This is a genomic window from Bacillus paramycoides (assembly GCF_038971285.1).
Taxonomy (GTDB): domain Bacteria; phylum Bacillota; class Bacilli; order Bacillales; family Bacillaceae_G; genus Bacillus_A.
Genome location: NZ_CP152429.1, coordinates 51,680 through 70,947, shown reverse-complemented (window position 1 = coordinate 70,947; position 19,268 = coordinate 51,680). Strand labels below are relative to the sequence as shown.

1 protein-coding gene is annotated in these 19,268 nt (G+C 32.8%); it reads left to right on the top strand.

What is annotated here, in order from left to right; translation table 11 throughout:
* Window positions 1-84: 84 nt before the first annotated feature.
* Entirely contained in the window at window positions 85-19,236 is a 19,152-nt protein-coding gene (locus AAG068_RS28220; RefSeq protein ID WP_342720062.1) for a non-ribosomal peptide synthase/polyketide synthase, read from the top strand.
* Window positions 19,237-19,268 lie beyond the last annotated feature (32 nt).

The window sequence follows — 19,268 nt, the reverse complement described above, 5'->3', positions numbered from 1 at the left end:
AATCATAGCGACTACTTAATTGTATAAATCATAATTATAATTTTTGTGCCTTTTCCGACGGAAACTATTTAGGGGGATAAATTTATGAAAGTCAATAAAGTTGAGAAAATCTATCCATTGTCAAATATGCAAAAGGGGATACTGTTTCATGCTATTGAAGATAAAAATTCAGGTGCATATTTTGAACAGATTATATTAGATATAAAAGGTTATGTAGATGAAACTATTTTTGAGGAAAGTTTCAACGAGATTTTGAAACGGCACGAAGTGTTAAGAGCATCATTTAATTATAAATTGGACGAGCCATTACATGTAATATTAAGAGATAGAAAAATTAAGTTTAGCTATAATGATGTAAGTAATTTAGATTTAAGCACTAAAGATTTATATATGGAAAAATATATAGTAGATGATAAGCTGAAGGGCTTTGACTTAACGAAAGAAACCCTTATGAGAATTTGTTTGATGAAAACAAATGATAACTCATATAAAGTAATTTGGAGCTTTCATCATATATTACTTGATGGTTGGTGTATTGGAATTATATTAGATGAGTTATTTACTATCTATTCACATAAAATGAAAGGTGAAGAGCATCAATTAGAAGATCCTAGACCGTATAGTGATTATATAAATTGGCTAAATAATCAGGATAATGAAGAAGGATTGAAGTATTGGAGTGAGTATTTGGAGGGGTATGAGTTAAATGCTACCCTCCCTAAATTTAATAACTCTAGTACTAGAAAGTATCAGAGAAGAGAAAAAGTGATAGAGTTTTCAAAAGAGTTAACAGATAAGGTTACACAACTGGCAAATAAAAATAATGTCACCTTAAATACAGTGATGCAGAGTATTTGGGGACTTATTCTAGCGAAGTATAACAATAGTGATGATGTTGTTTTTGGAACAGTTGTCTCAGGAAGAGATGCAGCTGTAGAAGGTATAGAGAACATGTTAGGTTTATTTATAAATACAATACCAACTAGAATAAATCTGCAAAGTGAAAAGTTATTTAAAGAAGTTTTAAAAACAACTCAACATGATGCAATAGAGGGTAATAATTATAATTATATTAATTTAGCCGAAGTTCAAGCTCTTAGTAATTTAAAAAGCAATCTTATTGATCATATATTAGTATTTGAAAATTATGCTATTGATAAAAAAGGATTGGAAGAAAAGGAAAGTGGATTAGGGTTCGAAGTTGTATCTGTAACCGACGAAGAGAGAAGTAATTATAGCCTAAGTCTTACTGTCGGATTAGGGGAGAAATTGAAACTAACACTTGTATATGATGAAAATGTATATGAAGAAAGACTAATCAATAATCTAGAGTGTCATATTCAAAATGTAACGAAGCAAGTTATCGAAAATGATGATATGAAATTGAGCGATATAGATTTAATTTCAGAAGAGGAAAGAAACATCCTTCTCTATAAATTTAATGAAACAACAGCTGAATATCCTAAAGATAAGTTGATACATCAATTGTTTGAGGAACAGGTTGAGAAGACACCTGACCGCGTGGCAGTTAGCTTTAAAAGTAATAACCTAACTTATAGGGAGTTAAACGAAAAATCAAATCAAATAGCTAGACTACTGCGAGAAAAAGGTGTTCAATCAAACACAATTGTAGGAATCATGGTCGACCGTTCTTTAGAAATGATTATAGGAATTATGGGGATTCTAAAATCCGGAGCGGCATATTTACCAATTGATCCTGAGACTCCTAAAGAGAGAATTGGCTACATGTTACAAGATAGTAATGTGAAATTTGTATTGACTCAAGATAGATGTATAAGTCAACTTAATTTGAATGTGGAGTTAATTAATTTAGATCAAGAGAATTTTTTAAGGCTAAGTACAGATAATTTGAATTTGATAAATCATTCGAGTGATACAGCTTATATCATTTATACTTCAGGATCAACAGGAACACCAAAAGGAGTAGTTATTCCGCATTATAGTGCAATTAGAGTAGTTAAGAATACAAATTATATTGAAATCAATGAGAATGATACGATACTACAGCTTTCGAATTATGCTTTTGATGGGTCTATATTTGATATTTATGGTGCACTTCTAAATGGGGCAAAGTTAATAATGGTTGAGAAGGACACTGTATTAAGTCTTGTTAAACTAGCTAAGTTAATTAAGGAAGAACAGATAAGTATTATGTTTATTACCACAGCTTTATTTAATGCGCTTGTAGATTTAGAAATAGATTGTTTAGATAAAATAAGAAAAATATTATTCGGTGGTGAAAGAGTTTCAGTTCCACATGTGAAAAAAGCCCTTGAGAAATTGGGCAAAGATAAAATTATTCATGTTTATGGTCCAACTGAAAGTACAGTATATGCTACGTATTATTTTGTTAATGAAGTAACTGAGGTTATTCCAATAGGAAAACCGTTAGCAAATACTTCGATTTTTGTAGTAGATAAAAATTCTAACCTGCTTCCACTTGGTGTACCTGGAGAACTATGTATTTCTGGAGATGGATTAAGTAAAGGGTATTTAAATAACGAGAGATTAACAGTTCAGAAATTCGTTCCAAATCCGTTCATTCCAGGAGAGAGAATGTATCGAACAGGAGACCTTGTGAGAATGTTACCTGATGGAAATATTGAGTTTTTAGGACGAATTGACCATCAAGTGAAAATTCGTGGTTTCAGGATTGAATTGGGTGAGATAGAGAGTCAACTTCTAAAACATAAGCAAGTAAAAGAAGCTGTTGTTATCGCGAGAGAAGATAATAATAATCATCAATATTTATGTGCGTACTTTACTTCTGAAACACCGAAGGACGAGACTAGAGTTCAAGAAATTCGAAAGTTTTTGGCAAAAGGGCTACCAGAGTATATGATTCCTGCTTTTCTTGTTCAGCTAGACAAGCTACCACTTACTACAAATGGGAAAGTAGACCGAAAGGCTTTACCAAGTCCTGATGGGAGTTCAGTTGCAGGAGTAGTAGAGTATGAGGCGCCAAGAAATGCAGTGGAAGAAAAGCTCGTATCTATTTGGCAAGATATTTTAGATATAGAAAACATCGGAATTCATCATAATTTCTTTGAAATTGGAGGCCATTCACTGAAAGCAACTACGATGGTTTCTAGAATCCATAAGGAACTTATGGTGGAGATACCTTTACGACAAATCTTCCAAACACCTACTATAAAAGGAATTGGAGAATTTATTGAATCTACAAAAGAAAGTGTGTATGCATCCATCAAAAAAGTAGAAGAACAAGATTATTATCCACTTTCATCTGCCCAAAGAAGACTCTACATTTTAAACAAAATAGAGGGTAGTGGAGTATCTTATAATATGCCTTTCGCTATGAAAATAAAAGGTGATTTGGATGTTCATCAACTTGAGAAATCATTCTATAAACTAATCGAAAGACATGAGGCCTTAAGAACTTCTTTCTTAATGGTAGATGGTGAACCAGTTCAAAAGATTGAAAAAGAGATAGATTTCCAAGTGACGTATAGAGAAATGGGTACCAATAAGCTAGATGATATGATTAATGAGTTTGTTAAACCGTTTGATTTGGAGAAAGCTCCTCTTTTACGGGTTGAAATTATACATGTCACAGATGATGAGCACGTTATGGTCCTAGATATGCACCATATCATTTCAGATGGTGTTTCAATGAACATTTTAAATAGAGAGCTCTGTAAACTGTATGAAGGGAAAGAGTTATCCCCATTGGACCTACAGTATAAAGATTATTCAGTATGGCAAAAAGACTTGTTTACTCAAGAGGAAATGAAGAAACAAGAAGAATATTGGATAAATGTTTTTAAAGAAGAAGTACCTATTTTAAATATGCCAACAGATTATAAAAGGCCGCCGACACAAAGTGTTGAAGGGGCCCGAAGAAGTTTTGAAATAGATAGTGAGTTGACAAAGAAGCTTAATAGAATTGCAAAAGAAAATGGGGTTACCATGTATATGCTTCTGTTAGCTGGATATACAACTTTACTTTCAAGATATACGGGTCAAGATGATATTGTGGTAGGATCTCCAATTGCAGGACGAAGCCATCATGATTTTGAAAATATTGTCGGAATGTTTGTGAATACCCTTGCGATGAGAAATTATCCAAATGAAGATAAAACATTCCGTAATTATTTAAGAGAAGTAAAAGAAAATGCATTAAAGGCTTATGAAAATCAAGATTATCCTTTGGATGAATTGGTTGAAAAGCTGGACTTACAAAGAGATATGAGTAGAAGTGCATTATTTGATACGATGTTTGTGCTACAAAACTTAGATACTTCTAATGAAGAGATTAAAGGGTTAAGTTTTGAAACATATGATAGTGAACTTAATATAGCAAATTTTGATTTGACATTATCAGCAGTAGAAACTAATAACATCATAAAATTTGATTTAGAATATTGTACAAAATTGTTTAAGAAAGAGACAATAGCTAAAATATCAGAGCACTTTGTTAGTATTTTAAGAGAAATTACTAATAATCAGGAAGTTTGTTTAGGTCAAATAGATATGCTTTCGGGAGAAGAAAAGCACATTCTTTTGAATGAATTTAATGAAACTTATATGGATTATCCAAAGAATAAAACCATTTATCAATTATTTGAAGAGCAGGTAGAGAGAACTCCAAACAAGGTTGCCGTAGAATTTGAGGGACAACAGGTTACTTATAAGGAGCTCAATGAAAAATCCAATCAAGTAGCTAGATTACTTCATGATAAGGGTGTTCATCCAGAAATGATTGTAGGAATTATGGTGGAGCGTTCTTTAGATATGATTGTCGGTATCATGGGGATATTAAAATCAGGGGCAGCATATTTACCAATAGACCCTGAATATCCTGAAGAGCGAATTAAATATATGGTAGAAGATAGTAACACAAAGTTCGTATTAACGCAGACTCATTTATACGATAAACTTCATTTTACCAATAATGAATGTATAACTAAAATCTCAATTAATGATGAAACAATAAAAAATCAAGAGCAAATTAATATGGAAAGGCGTAATAATAGAAATGATTTAGCCTATGTCATTTATACGTCTGGTTCCACGGGTTTACCAAAAGGGGTATTAGTGGAACATCATTCCTTAGTCAATTTATGTAATTGGTATGTAGATTTTCATAAAATAACAGAAAGAGATCGAATTACAAACTATTTGAAAGTCTCATTTGATGCATCTATTGGAGAAATTTTCCCTTGTTTAATCACCGGAGCTACTTTACACGTTTTAGGCAAAGATATTAGGCTTGATCTAGATAAATTAAATGAATATATGAATAGTAAAGACATAACAGTTGCAACATTCCCATCTAAGGTAAGTGAACAATTTATATTACAAGATAATCATTCTTTAAGAATGTTAGTATCCGGTGGCGAAAAGTTAATTTTAAATAAGAATACTCGCTATCAGCTTGTAAATGCCTATGGTCCAACCGAAAATACAGTAGTAACTACAAGTTTCTTAATGAATAAAAATGATGATAATATTCCAATTGGAAAACCGGTGTATAATACTAAAGTTTATATAGTAAATAAGTATAATCAGCTTTGTCCAATTGGAGTAACAGGAGAGTTATGTATATCTGGAGTTGGATTGGCAAGAGGTTATTTAAATAATCTGGCCTTAACTGACGAAAAATTTGTGGAAAATCCTTTCGTCAGTGGGGAAAAAATGTATCGTACAGGTGATCTTGTAAGATGGATGCCTGATGGAAATGTTGAATTCATAGGAAGAATTGACCATCAAGTAAAAATACGTGGGTATAGAATAGAACTTGGTGAAATAGAGAGCCAGTTGTTAAAACATCAAGATATAAAAGAGGTCGTAGTAGTAGCAAAAGAGGATAAGGAAAATCATACGTATCTAAGTGCTTATATTGTGTCTGAAAAAGCAATATCTTCAGCCAAGATAAGAGAATTTTTAGAAAAGGAACTCCCTGATTACATGATTCCCTCTTATTTTGTTCAACTTGACCAGTTACCACTTACATCAAACGATAAAGTGGATCGAAAAGCACTTCCAGAACCAGATAGAAGTAGTCAATCAGGGGTAGAATATGAGGCACCAAGAAATGAAGTTGAAACACATCTTGTTGAGATTTGGAGGGATATCCTAGGCATAGAGGATATAGGGATAAATCATCATTTCTTTGTATCAGGTGGAGATTCTATTAAGGCTCTGCAAATTGTGTCCAGGTTGTCTAGAATAAATCTTAAGTTAGAAGTGAAAGATCTATTTGCAAACCCTAAAATTAAAGATCTTAGTAAGTATGTAAAAAAGCAAAACAAACGGTTAAAACCTTATGAAATAGTTACAGGAGAAGTAATATTATCTCCAATTCAAAAATGGTATTTTGAGAAAAATAAAGAAGAACTAGATCATTTTAATCAATCATTTATGCTGTTTAGGGAAGATGGATTTGATCAAAAGAGAATAGAGAGAGTCTTTAATAAGATATTAGAGCAGCATGATGCCCTTAGAATGATTTATAGAGAAAATGATGGAGAGATCATTCAGTATAATAGAGGCTATAAGGATAACCTCTTTGATTTATACGTTCATGATGTTGAGGAAGTAGAGAATAAGGAAGAGAAAATATATGAATTAGCGACAAATATCCAAAAGAAATCTTCCATCAAAAATGGTAAACTCGTTAATCTTTGTTTATTTAAAACGAATCAAGGTGATCATCTGCTTATTACCATTCATCATCTTGTAGTAGATGGAGTATCATGGAGAATAATATTAGAAGATTTTGAAACTCTATATTCTCAGGATTTAAGAGGTGAGAAGTTAGACGTTGGATTCAAAACTGAATCCTTTAAAGAATTTTCCTCTAAGCTGATGGAGTATGCTAGTAGCAATAAATTATTAAAGGAAAAAGAGTATTGGCAAGAGATAGCAAATACTGAGGTTGCATTTATACCTAGAAAAAAAGAGCTCAAAAGTGACACATTCGAAAATAGTAAAACAGTTAGTATTTCTTTAAATAAGGAAAAGACTATAAGTTTATTAAGAAAATCCAATAGAGCATACAATACAGAAATAAATGATATATTGTTAACTTCCTTATTATTAGGTGCTAGAGAGATAACAAGTGAAAATTGTATAAAAATAAATATGGAGGGACATGGAAGAGAAGATATCTTAGAAAATGTAGATATTAGTAGGACTGTAGGCTGGTTTACAACTATGTATCCAGTACTTATAGATTTAGGCAATGAGACCGATCTTGCTACTAATATAAAAATGGTAAAAGAAATTTTAAGGAAAATTCCTAACAAGGGAATTGGATTTGGTATACTAAAATATTTATCAAAAGAGAAGTATCTATTAAATGAACAAAAAGCACCAATTTCATTTAACTATTTAGGTGAAATGGATAATGATGTTAACAGAAATGCATTTTCTGAATCAAAATTTTCTTATGGAGAAACAATTGGAGGAAAGATTTCACGAAATAATTCAATAGAAATAAATTCAATAATTATTAATAATGAATTGGTTATAAATACTACCTTTAATGAGCTAGAGTTTGATGAACTAACAATTAGGAAATTAAATGATAAGTTTAAAGAAAGCCTTGAAACTATAATTGATCATTGTGTTAGTCAAATAGAGGTGGACAAAACGCCTTATGACTATGGGGATACTAAATTAACTCTAAGTGAACTTAAGGATATTAAAGAAAAGTATAAAGATTTCGAAATTGAAAAGATTTACCCGTTAGCAAATATGCAAAAGGGAATGCTGTTCCATGCCTTGGAAAACAAAAATTCAAAAGCATATTTTGAACAAACTGTTATGGATATAACCGGATACGTTGATGTAGAAACTTTAAAAACTAGTTTTAATAAAATTATGAAAAAATATGAAATACTAAGGGCCTCATTTGAGTATGAAATAGTTGAGGAGCCTAGACAAATAATAATAAAAGATAGAGAAATAGGTTTTCAATATAGGGATATACGTGAAGGAGACGCTATAGAGAAAGAGTTATTTATAAACAAATATAGAGAAGAAGATACAGAAAAGAGATTTAACTTAAGTAAAGATACTTTAATCAGAGTATGTTTGATTAGAACAGATGAAAAGGAATATAAATTGATTTGGAGTCATCATCATATTTTATTAGATGGTTGGTGTCTTGGAATCATATTGGGTGAGTTATTCACTGTATATGGAAAAATCATAAATGGTGAAGCATATGAGTTAGAAGAAACGAAACCTTATAGTGATTATATAAAATGGTTGGAAGAACAAGATAAAGAAGAAGGTAAGAGCTATTGGAAGCAATATTTAGATGGTTATGAAGAGAAAGTACAAATACCAAAATTAAACATTAATGAGAATAATGTTGAGTATTTAAGAAGAGAGAAAGTAATTGAGTTTTCAAGCGAATTGACAAATCAAATTACACAGCTTGCCAATAGGAATAGCGTAACCTTTAATACAGTTTTCCAGACCATTTGGGGTATTATTTTGGCGAAGTATAACAATACAGACAAAGTAATATTTGGAACAATTGTATCCGGAAGAGAGGCACCCGTAGATGGAATTGAAAATATGATAGGATTATTTATTAATGCTATTCCAACTAGAATAAACCTTGAAGAGAATAAAAAGTTTAAAGAGGTATTGGCAGTTGTACAGAGTGAAGCTATAGCCAGCAATAATTATAACTATATGAATTTAGCTGAAGTCCAAGCGATGAGTAAATTAAAGAATGAGCTTATTGATCATATCATTGTGTTTGAGAACTATGCTATTGATAAACGTATTGCCAGAAATGAAAAAATGGGTATAGGTTTTGAGGTTGAAGATATACATGCAGAAGAACAGAGCAATTATAATTTTAGTATTGCAGCAACTCCAGGTGAGAAGTTGAATTTAGTTTTAACTTATGATGGCAATGTTTATGATGACAAAATAATTGATAATATTGAAATGCACATTAAAACAGTAACTGAACAAGTGGTTGCAGATGAGAACAAAAAAATAAATGAAATAGACATAATTGCAGAGAAAGAAAGGTCAACTTTATTGTATGAATTTAATAATACAAAAGTAGAGTGTCTAAAAGAAAAGACAATACATCAATTGTTCCAAGAACAGGTTGAAAGGACACCTGAAAATATTGCTGTTACGTATGAAGAGAAGAAAATTACCTACAGGGATCTTAATGAACGCGCGAATCGATTAGCTCACAATCTACAGAAAAAAGGAATAGGACCTGATTCGTTGGTTGGTTTATGTGTTGAACGTTCTCTTGAAATGATTGTAGGTATTTTAGGGATTTTAAAAGCTGGTGGAGCTTATGTACCACTTGATCCAACATATCCAGAGCAACGACTTCAGTATATCTTAGAGGATGCTAATATTCAGTTAGTCGTAACGCAAGAAAAGTTCAAAGAATCGAAATGGTTACCAGAGAATATTAAATCAATTTGCTTTGATCGAGATCAGGTTGAGATTGAGAATGAAAGTACGACATTACCAATTTCTGATGTAAGCCCTCAACATCTCGCTTACGTAATTTATACTTCGGGATCGACAGGAAATCCGAAGGGGGTTATGGTGGAGCATCATAATGTAATTCGTTTATTTAAGTCAACGGACTGTTGGTATCAGTTTGATGAAAAAGATACTTGGACACTTTTCCACTCTTATGCATTTGATTTCTCGGTATGGGAGATTTGGGGAGCATTGCTCTATGGTGGGAAATTAGTTGTTGTTCCTTATTGGATTAGTCGATCACCAAATGATTTCTATCAACTGTTAGTAAGGGAAAAGGTTACGATTCTTAATCAGACACCATCTGCATTTCGACAGTTGATACAGGTATGTAAACAAGAAGATGCGAATAAAAACTTGCATCTACGTTATGTCATATTTGGCGGGGAAGCACTTGATCCTACCAGCTTGCTACCATGGTTCCAAATTTATGGGGAGCAGAAGCCACAGTTAATTAATATGTATGGGATTACAGAAACTACTGTTCATGTTACTTATCATCCAATTACTCAAGATGATGTGCAGCATGCTTCAAGAAGTAATATTGGAAAGCGGATACCAGATTTAGAAGTGTATGTACTAGACTCTAGTCAAAAGCCTGTGCCTGTGGGAGTAGCTGGCGAGCTATATATCGGGGGATCAGGACTCGCGCGTGGGTATTTAAACCGACCTGAACTGACTGCAGAACGTTTTATTCCTCATCTATTCAGTAGTGATTCAGAAGCGCGACTATATCGGACAGGAGACTTAGCGAGATACTTGCCAGATGGAAATCTGGATTATCTTGGGCGGATAGATCATCAGGTGAAAATTCGTGGTTTCCGAATTGAACTTGGTGAGGTAGAGAATCAACTTCTGAAACAAAAAGGGATTAAAGAAGCTGTTGTCATTGCAAGAGAGGATAATGATTGCCAACCATATTTATGTGCTTATTTTACGTCTGAAACACATAAGAAAAAATCCAAGGTACGAGAAATTCGCAAAATTTTGGCAAACGAGCTTCCGGATTATATGGTTCCTGCATTTTTTGTTCATTTGGATAGCATACCGCTTACCGAAAACGGAAAAGTAGACAGGAAGGCCTTACCGGAACCAAATGAAAGTGCATTTGTGGAAGTAGAGTATGAGGCGCCAAGGAATGCAGTCGAAGAAAAACTTGTATCTATTTGGCAGGATGTTTTGGAAGTAGATAAGGTTGGAATCAACCAGCACTTTTTTGAAATCGGAGGTCATTCTCTTAAAGCAACTACGCTGGCTTCTAAAATTCAAAAAGAATTTATGGTAGAAATACCTTTACGTCAAATTTTTCAAACGCCTACTATAAAAGGAATTGGGGAATTTATTGATTCTACAAAAGAAAGTGTATATGCATCTATTAATAAAGTAGAAGAACAAGACTATTATCCGCTATCATCTGCACAAAAAAGACTTTATATTTTAAATAAAATAGAAGGTAACGGAGTATCTTATAATATACCGTTCGCTATGAAGATAAAAGGTGATTTCGATATAAGGCAATTTGAGAAAGCTCTCCATAGGTTAATTGAAAGACATGAGGCTTTAAGAACTTCTTTTGTAATGGTAGATGGTGAACCAGTCCAAAAGATTGAAAAAGAGATAGATTTCCAAGTGACGTATAGAGAAATGGGTACTAATAAGCTAGATGATATGATTAATGGATTTGTTAAGCCGTTTGATTTGGAGAAAGCTCCTCTTTTACGGGTTGAAATCATACATGTCAAAGATAATGAGCACGTGATGGTCCTAGATATGCACCATATCATTTCAGATGGTGTATCAATGGGAATTTTCACACAGGAATTAGCTGAATTATATAATGGTCAAAAATTATCGCCATTAAGCATTCAATATAAAGATTATTCTGCGTGGCAAAGAAAATTATTTACACAAAAAGAAATGAAGAGACAAGAAGAATACTGGATGAATGTATTTAGAGACGAAGTACCAGTACTAAATATGCCGACAGATTATAAAAGACCAGCAATTCAAAGTACAGAAGGTGACCTTGTACATTTTGAAATCGATAGTGACATTTATGTCAATCTTAAGAAGATGGCAAAGATACATGGTGTAACGTTATACATGCTTCTGTTAGCAGGATATACAACACTGCTCTCAAAATATACAGGACAAGAGGAAATCGTAGTGGGCTCTCCAATCGCCGGAAGACCTCATGATGATTTGAAACAGGTAATGGGTGTTTTTGTGAATACTCTTGCGATGAGAAACTATCCAAAACAAGGAATTTCATTCCAAGATTATTTAAAAGAAGTTAAAGAGAATGCTTTACAAGCTTATGAAAATCAGGATTATCCATTTGATGAATTGGTTGAAAAATTAGATTTAAAAAGAGATATGAGTAGAAATGCTTTGTTTGATACAATGCTCGTTTTACAAAACTTTGACCATGATGATTTTGAAGTACAAGGTTTAACTTTCTCACCATATCAAATGAAGGCGCATGTTTCTAAATTTGATTTAACACTTACCGCTGTTGAAGAAGAGCGGAGTATCAAATGTGTATTAAATTACAGAACTAAATTATTTAAGAAGGAAACTGTCGAAAGATTAGCTAAACATTTCATCCAAGTTTTTAAAGAAGTTATTGAGAAGCCAGAACAAAGCATTCAGGATATTAGGTTACTTTCAGAAGAAGAAGTGCAGATGCTATTGCAGAATGATAAAGATACAAAAGCTGATTATCCGAAGGATAAAACAATTTCACAATTATTTGAGGAACAGGTGAATCGAACACCTCATCATGTAGCTGTGGTATTTGAAAATCAGAAACTTACGTATCTGGAACTAAATGAAAGAACGAATCAAATGGCAAGGTTGCTTCAAGAAAAAGGAGCAAAGCCAGGGACAACAGTAGGTATGTTAGTGGAAGAATCTCTTGAAATGATTATTGGAATTATGGCCGTATTAAAAGCAGGGGCGACCTACTTGCCAATCGATCCTGAACAATTGGATAAAAGAACGAATGTCATTTTAAAAGACAGTAATGTTAGCCTATTGATAGTGAAAGGAGAAAGGAAAGCAACTCTCCAATTTAATGGAGAAGTAATCTCCATGGAGGATGATTCAATAAAAGAGAGAGACACATCAAATTTATTAGTCAATTATAAATCGAATCATAATGCGTATATCATCTATACATCAGGTTCGACTGGTACACCTAAAGGTGTATGTGTTCAGCACTACAACGTTGTAAACTACATGACTTGGTTTACAAAGGAAGCGAATCTAAAAGTAACCGATAAGGCAATGTTAGTATCTTCCTATGCATTTGACTTGGGCTATACAAGTCTATATTCATCACTTTTAAATGGATGTGAACTGCATCTCGTTACAAAAGAAGTATATACTAATGCTCAGAAAGCATTACAGTATATAGAAGAACAAGGTATTTCTTATTTGAAATTGACACCGTCTCTCTTTAACGTCTTGGTGAATGATCCGAGTTTCTCAGATAATCAGAGCTGTAAAACATTGAGATTAGTCGTGCTAGGTGGAGAGAAAATCAATCCAATAGATGTTGAAACATTCTATACGCATTATCCAAATCATGTGGTAATGAATCACTATGGACCTACAGAAGCGACAATTGGTTCGGTATATCATGTTATTGAATATGATACAATGGCAGCTTTCAAAGAATGCCCTGTAATTGGAAGACCAATTCAGAACATGAAGGCTTACGTAGTGGATCAACAAATGAAACTTGTCCCAGAAGGTGTTTATGGTGAATTATGCTTATCAGGAGAAGGCGTAGCAAGTGGGTATTTAAATAGAATAGATTTAACAGAAGAAAAATTTGTTCAAAATCCATTTGAATCGAATAAAAAAATGTATCGGACGGGAGATCTCGCTCGAAGATTATTAGATGGTAGAATTGAGCTTGCAGGTAGAATTGATGGCCAAGTAAAAATAAGAGGATATCGAATTGAAACAGAAGAGATTAAGCGTCATTTAGTTAAACATGAACAAATTAAAGAAGCATACGTAATGGACAGAGAGGATCAGGACGGAAGAAGACATTTATGTGCATATATTACATCTCAGAGGGAATTATCATTTGAAGAGTTAAGAGCGTACTTAAAAGTAGAAATACCTGAATACATGATTCCGTCTTACTTCGTTCAGATGGAGCGTATTCCACTTACGGCAAATGGAAAAGTAAACGAAAAAGCCTTGCCAGAGCCAGATGTGAGTAAGGGAGTAGACTATGAAAAACCAAGAAATCAGGTAGAAGAGCAACTTGTGAAGGTATGGGAAGATATATTAGGAGTCAAGCCAATCGGGATTAATCATAACTTTTTTGCTTCGGGTGGAGATTCTATTAAGGCTTTACAAATTATCTCACGTTTATCACGAGAAGGTATCATATTAGAGATGAAAGATTTATTTACTTATCCCGAAATCAAGCTTTTAAGTAAATACGTCAATATTGAGGCGATACAAGAAGGCTCATATGAAATCGAAATAGGAGATGTGTTGCTCACTCCAATTCAACAAGCTTATTTTATGAGCGGAAAAGAAGATGTAAATCATTTTAATCATGCAGTTATGTTGTATAGGAAAGATGGATTCCGTGAGGAAATGATAAAAGAAGTTATGGAAGCAATTTTTGTACATCATGACGCTTTACGAATGATTTATAAAGAAAAGAATAATGAAGTACTTCAATTCAATCGAGAAGTGGAAAAGAATCAATTTGGTTTTTATGTTTATGACGTTTCGAGAGAAGGTAATCCAGATGAGAAGATTCAGGAACTTGCGACAATATTACAAAAGAAAATTGATATACAAGAAGGACCTCTTGTAAATGTAGCACAGTTTAAGACGAATGTTGGAGACCATCTGTTACTTATTATTCATCACCTTGTGGTGGATGGAATCTCTTGGAGAATCCTATTTGAAGATTTTGCACTTGGATATAGTCAGCTAATGAAAGGAGAACAAATAGCATTTTATCCAAAAACGACTTCTTATAAAGAGTATGCCACTCAGCTCAACGATTATGCTAAGAGTGCAAAAATCCTTAGAGAAAAGCAATATTGGGTGAACACATTAAAGGATAATGTTAACTTTTTAGAGAAAAAAGAGGAAGTTAGATTATTCCGATATGAGGATAGTGATACTTTCAGTACCACTCTTGGAATAGAGGAAACAAGCCGATTGATAAGAGAAACAAATCAAGCATATCATACTGAAATCAATGACTTACTGATTAGTGCTCTTTTAATAGCTACAAGGAAAGTAACTGGTGAAAATAAAATTAGAATTAGTCTAGAGGGGCATGGTAGAGAACAGATTATAAAAAATGTAGATATTAGCCGAACAGTTGGATGGTTTACAACCAAATATCCTGTATACATCAATTTAGGAGATGAAAAGGACCTTTCAATGACTATTAAAACAGTGAAAGAGTCTCTTAGAAGAATTCCGAATAAGGGAATAGGCTATGGAGTTTTAAAACATTTGAGTAGAGATTCAGATTTATGGAATATTGAACAGCCACCTCTTTTGTTTAATTACTTAGGTCAAATGGATGCAGATATCAATAATACAATCTTTTCTTCTTCTTGGATATCGGCAGGAGAGTCGATTGGAGGTAAACATACAAGAGAAACACCTATAGAAATGAATGCTGTTGTCTTAGATGGAAAGCTCACTATTGATACGACTTATAATACAAAAGTATATGCAGAGGATGTCGTAGTGGAGTTTACAGAAGCTTTCAAGGATGCTCTTTGTGATGTAATCCATCATTGCATTTCTAAGGAACAGGCTGAAAAAACGCCATTTGACTATGGAGACAAAGAGTTAAGCTTCGAACAACTAGAGGAAATCAAGGCGAAAAATAGGTGGGCTGAAATAGAAAAGATTTATCCATTAGCTAATATGCAGCAGGGTATGCTATTCCATGCATTAGAAGATCAACAATCAGGTGCATACTTTGAACAACTTGTCATTGATGTCAAAGGGTTTATTGATGTCAACTTATTCGAGGAAAGCTTGAACGATATTATGAAAAGACATGAAATCCTTCGGACAGCAATTGAATATGAAATTACAGAAAAACCTAAAAATGTAATTCTAAAAAATCGAAAGATTGGCTTTAAATACCGAGATATTAGACAGCAAGGAATAAATCAGCAAAAGGAAAGTATAGCAACATACATTGAACAAGATCGAGAAAAAGGTTTTGATTTTAGTAAAGATGTTTTAATTAGACTGGAACTTATTCAAACTGATGATAAGGCTTATACAATTATATGGAGCAATCATCACATCTTGTTTGATGGATGGGGCAGAGGTATTATTTTGGGAGAATTGTTCCATATCTATGGAAACAAACAAGTAGGACAGTATCCTAATTTAGAAGAGCCAAGACCATATAGTGATTATATTAGATGGTTAGGGGAACAGGAAAAAGAAGAGGGAATTCAATATTGGAAACAATATTTAGCAGGGTATCAAAAACCTGCGAAAATTCCATCGTTCAAAAGTGACAGTACAAGAGGGTACCATGGGCAAGAGACGCTCATTGAATTTTCAAGCGAATTTACGAAAAAAATGACTGAATTGGCTAATCAAAATAATGTTACGTTAAACACTGTGCTACAAACCTTATGGGGGATTATTTTAGCCAAGTATAATCATACAGACGATGTTGTATTTGGTTCTGTCGTTTCTGGTAGAGATGCCAAAGTAGCTGGTATTGAAAAAATGGTTGGATTATTCATTAATGCAATTCCAACGAGAATTAATATAAAAGAACATAAGAGCTTTAAAAATATATTAAAAGAGGTACAGCAGCAAGGGATAGAAAACCAAGCATACAACTATATGAATCTTTCAGATATACAGTCTCTTAGTGATTTAAAAAGGGATTTAATTGATCATGTAATGATTTTTGAGAATTATGCACTTGATGAACGTTTACTTCAGGAAGAAGAAAGTAAGATTGGTTTCGTGTTTAAGGATATTAAAGGGATTGAACAAACCAACTATGGATTTACAATAGTTGTAGTTCCAGGCGAACAGCTTGTACTCAAAATAGCATATGATGGAAATCTCTATTCAGAAAAAATCATCCGGAACATAGCAAATCATCTGAAAAGTGTTATGGACCAAGTTGTGCAGGATGAACATAAAAATGTGAATCAATTAGAAATCCTTTCAAAAGAAGAAAAGCATTATTTCTTGAATGAGTTTAATGAAACAAAAGCAGAGTATCCAAAAGAAAAAACAATTCATCGTTTATTTGAAGAACAGGTAGAACGAACTCCAAACAAGGTAGCTGTGGTACTTGATAAGCAGCAACTTACTTATAAAGAGCTGAATGAAAAATCTAACCAAATAGCTAGGATACTCCAGAATAAAGGAGTTCAACCAGACACAATTGTAGGTATCATGATTGAACGTTCTCTAGAGATGATTATAGGGATTATGGGGATTTTAAAATCTGGAGCAGCATATTTACCAATAGATCCTGAATATCCTGAAGAGCGAATTAAGTATATAGTAGAGGATAGTGGAACAAATATTATACTTACAAAAGGCAAAGATGCAGTGAGAATAAACAAAGAAATAGTATTTTTAGATGAAGAGTATAATCATTATTCTACTGAAAATATAAAAGTAACAAGTAATACTAACAACCTAGCTTATATGATTTATACTTCGGGTTCTACAGGTATGCCAAAGGGAACTATGCTTAAGCAAAAAGGCCTAGTTAATTATATAACATGGGCAAATAAGGAATATGTCAAAGGAGAGGCCTTAGATTTTGCCTTGTATTCATCATTCTCATTTGACCTTACAATTACATCAATATTTACACCATTAATTTCTGGAAATAAAATAGTTATTTACGATAATGATGGGGATGAACCAATTATAAGACAAATCTTTAAGGATAATAGAGTAGGTATAGTAAAATTAACACCATCTCATTTAAGTTTGATAAGAGATATTGATAACAGCAACTCAAGTATAAAACGATTAATAGTAGGTGGAGAAGATTTAAAGACAGATTTAGCAAGAGAGATTTCAAAAAGTTTCAATCATAATGTTGAGATCTATAATGAGTATGGTCCAACAGAAGCAACAATTGGCTGTATGATTTATAAATATAATCTCAATGATGATAAACACATATCGGTACCTATTGGAAAGCCAATTGATAATGTTCAAATTTATATATTGGATGATAATCAAAAGATATTACCAGTAGGAATAGAAGGAGAACTTTATATAAGTGGAGATGGTGTTGCTACAGGTTATTTAAATAGACCTGAATTGACAGCAGAAAAATTTATATCAAATCCATATATACCTGGGTCAAAGATGTATAGAACAGGGGATCTTGCAAGATGGTTGCCTAATGGAAATATCGAATTCATAGGGAGAACTGACCATCAAGTGAAAATTCGCGGTTATAGAATTGAATTAGGAGAAATAGAGAATCAAATTCTAAAATTAGATAATATAAAAGAAACAAAAGTTGTTGCAAGAATAGATGGCGAGAATAGTCAGTATCTTTGTGCATATGTTGTTTTAGAGAATAAAGAAAAACCAATTACTGTTACAGAGATGAAAAGATATTTATCAAAAGAACTCCCAAATTATATGATACCAGCGTTTTTTACACAGCTTAAGGAACTGCCGTTGACAACAAATGGTAAAATAGATGTAAAGTCATTACCAGCACCAGATGGAAATGTCAAATATGGATTAGAATACGAACCGCCAAGAAATGATTTAGAAGAAAAAATTGTTAGCATATGGGAAGAAATTTTAAATATCAAAAAAATAGGTATAAATACTAATTTATTTGATATCGGAGCGAACTCTTTAAACGTTATGACATTTGTTTCAAGAATAGTTACAGAGTTAAACTTTAGAGTACCGTTTAAAGATGTATTTGATAAACCTACAGTCCGAAGTTTTTCAGCGTTCTTAGAAGGTGCAAAAGAAATGTTAAAGGATTACACAGAGGATTGTATTCAACTTAGTAGCTCAACAAGCACCAATAAAAAGCTATTTTGTTTCCCACCAGCTGCTTCAATAGGAATAGCATATATGGGGCTAGCAAAGCATATTGAGTCATATTCAGTTTACAGTTTTAATTTTATTAAGTCTGAAAATAGGATTGCGCAATATGTTAAAATAATAAAAGATATTCAATCAGAAGGACCGTACACATTAGTGGGATATTCAGCCGGCGGTATTCTTGCATTCGATGTGGCAAAAGAATTAAATAGACAAGGTTTTGAAGTAGAAAATCTTATTCTTATTGATTCAAAATACCGTACGACTGTAGAACAGAATCTTTATACAGAGGAAGAGTGTAAGAGAGAACTTCATGAAAAATTCAATCTGAAAAAATATAAAGATTTAGAAAAATTAGCTAGTGATTATTTGATAGAATTAATTATGAAGTCGTATATGTATGTACAGAGTACAACAACAAATGGCAGTATTGATGGAAATATAAGTTATATAAAATCAGTAAAAGAAAAAGAAGATGAAAATAATTTAATGTGGGAAAATGCTACTACGAAGAATTTCAGGATAATTCAAGGGTACGGAACCCATATGGAAATGTTATCAAATTCAAACCTGGATATTCTTAAAAAGAATGCTAATATAATAAACGACATATTGGCGTTTGAAACAGTTTAATTTTTGAGAATTGGCATTTCTTCAAAGAAATG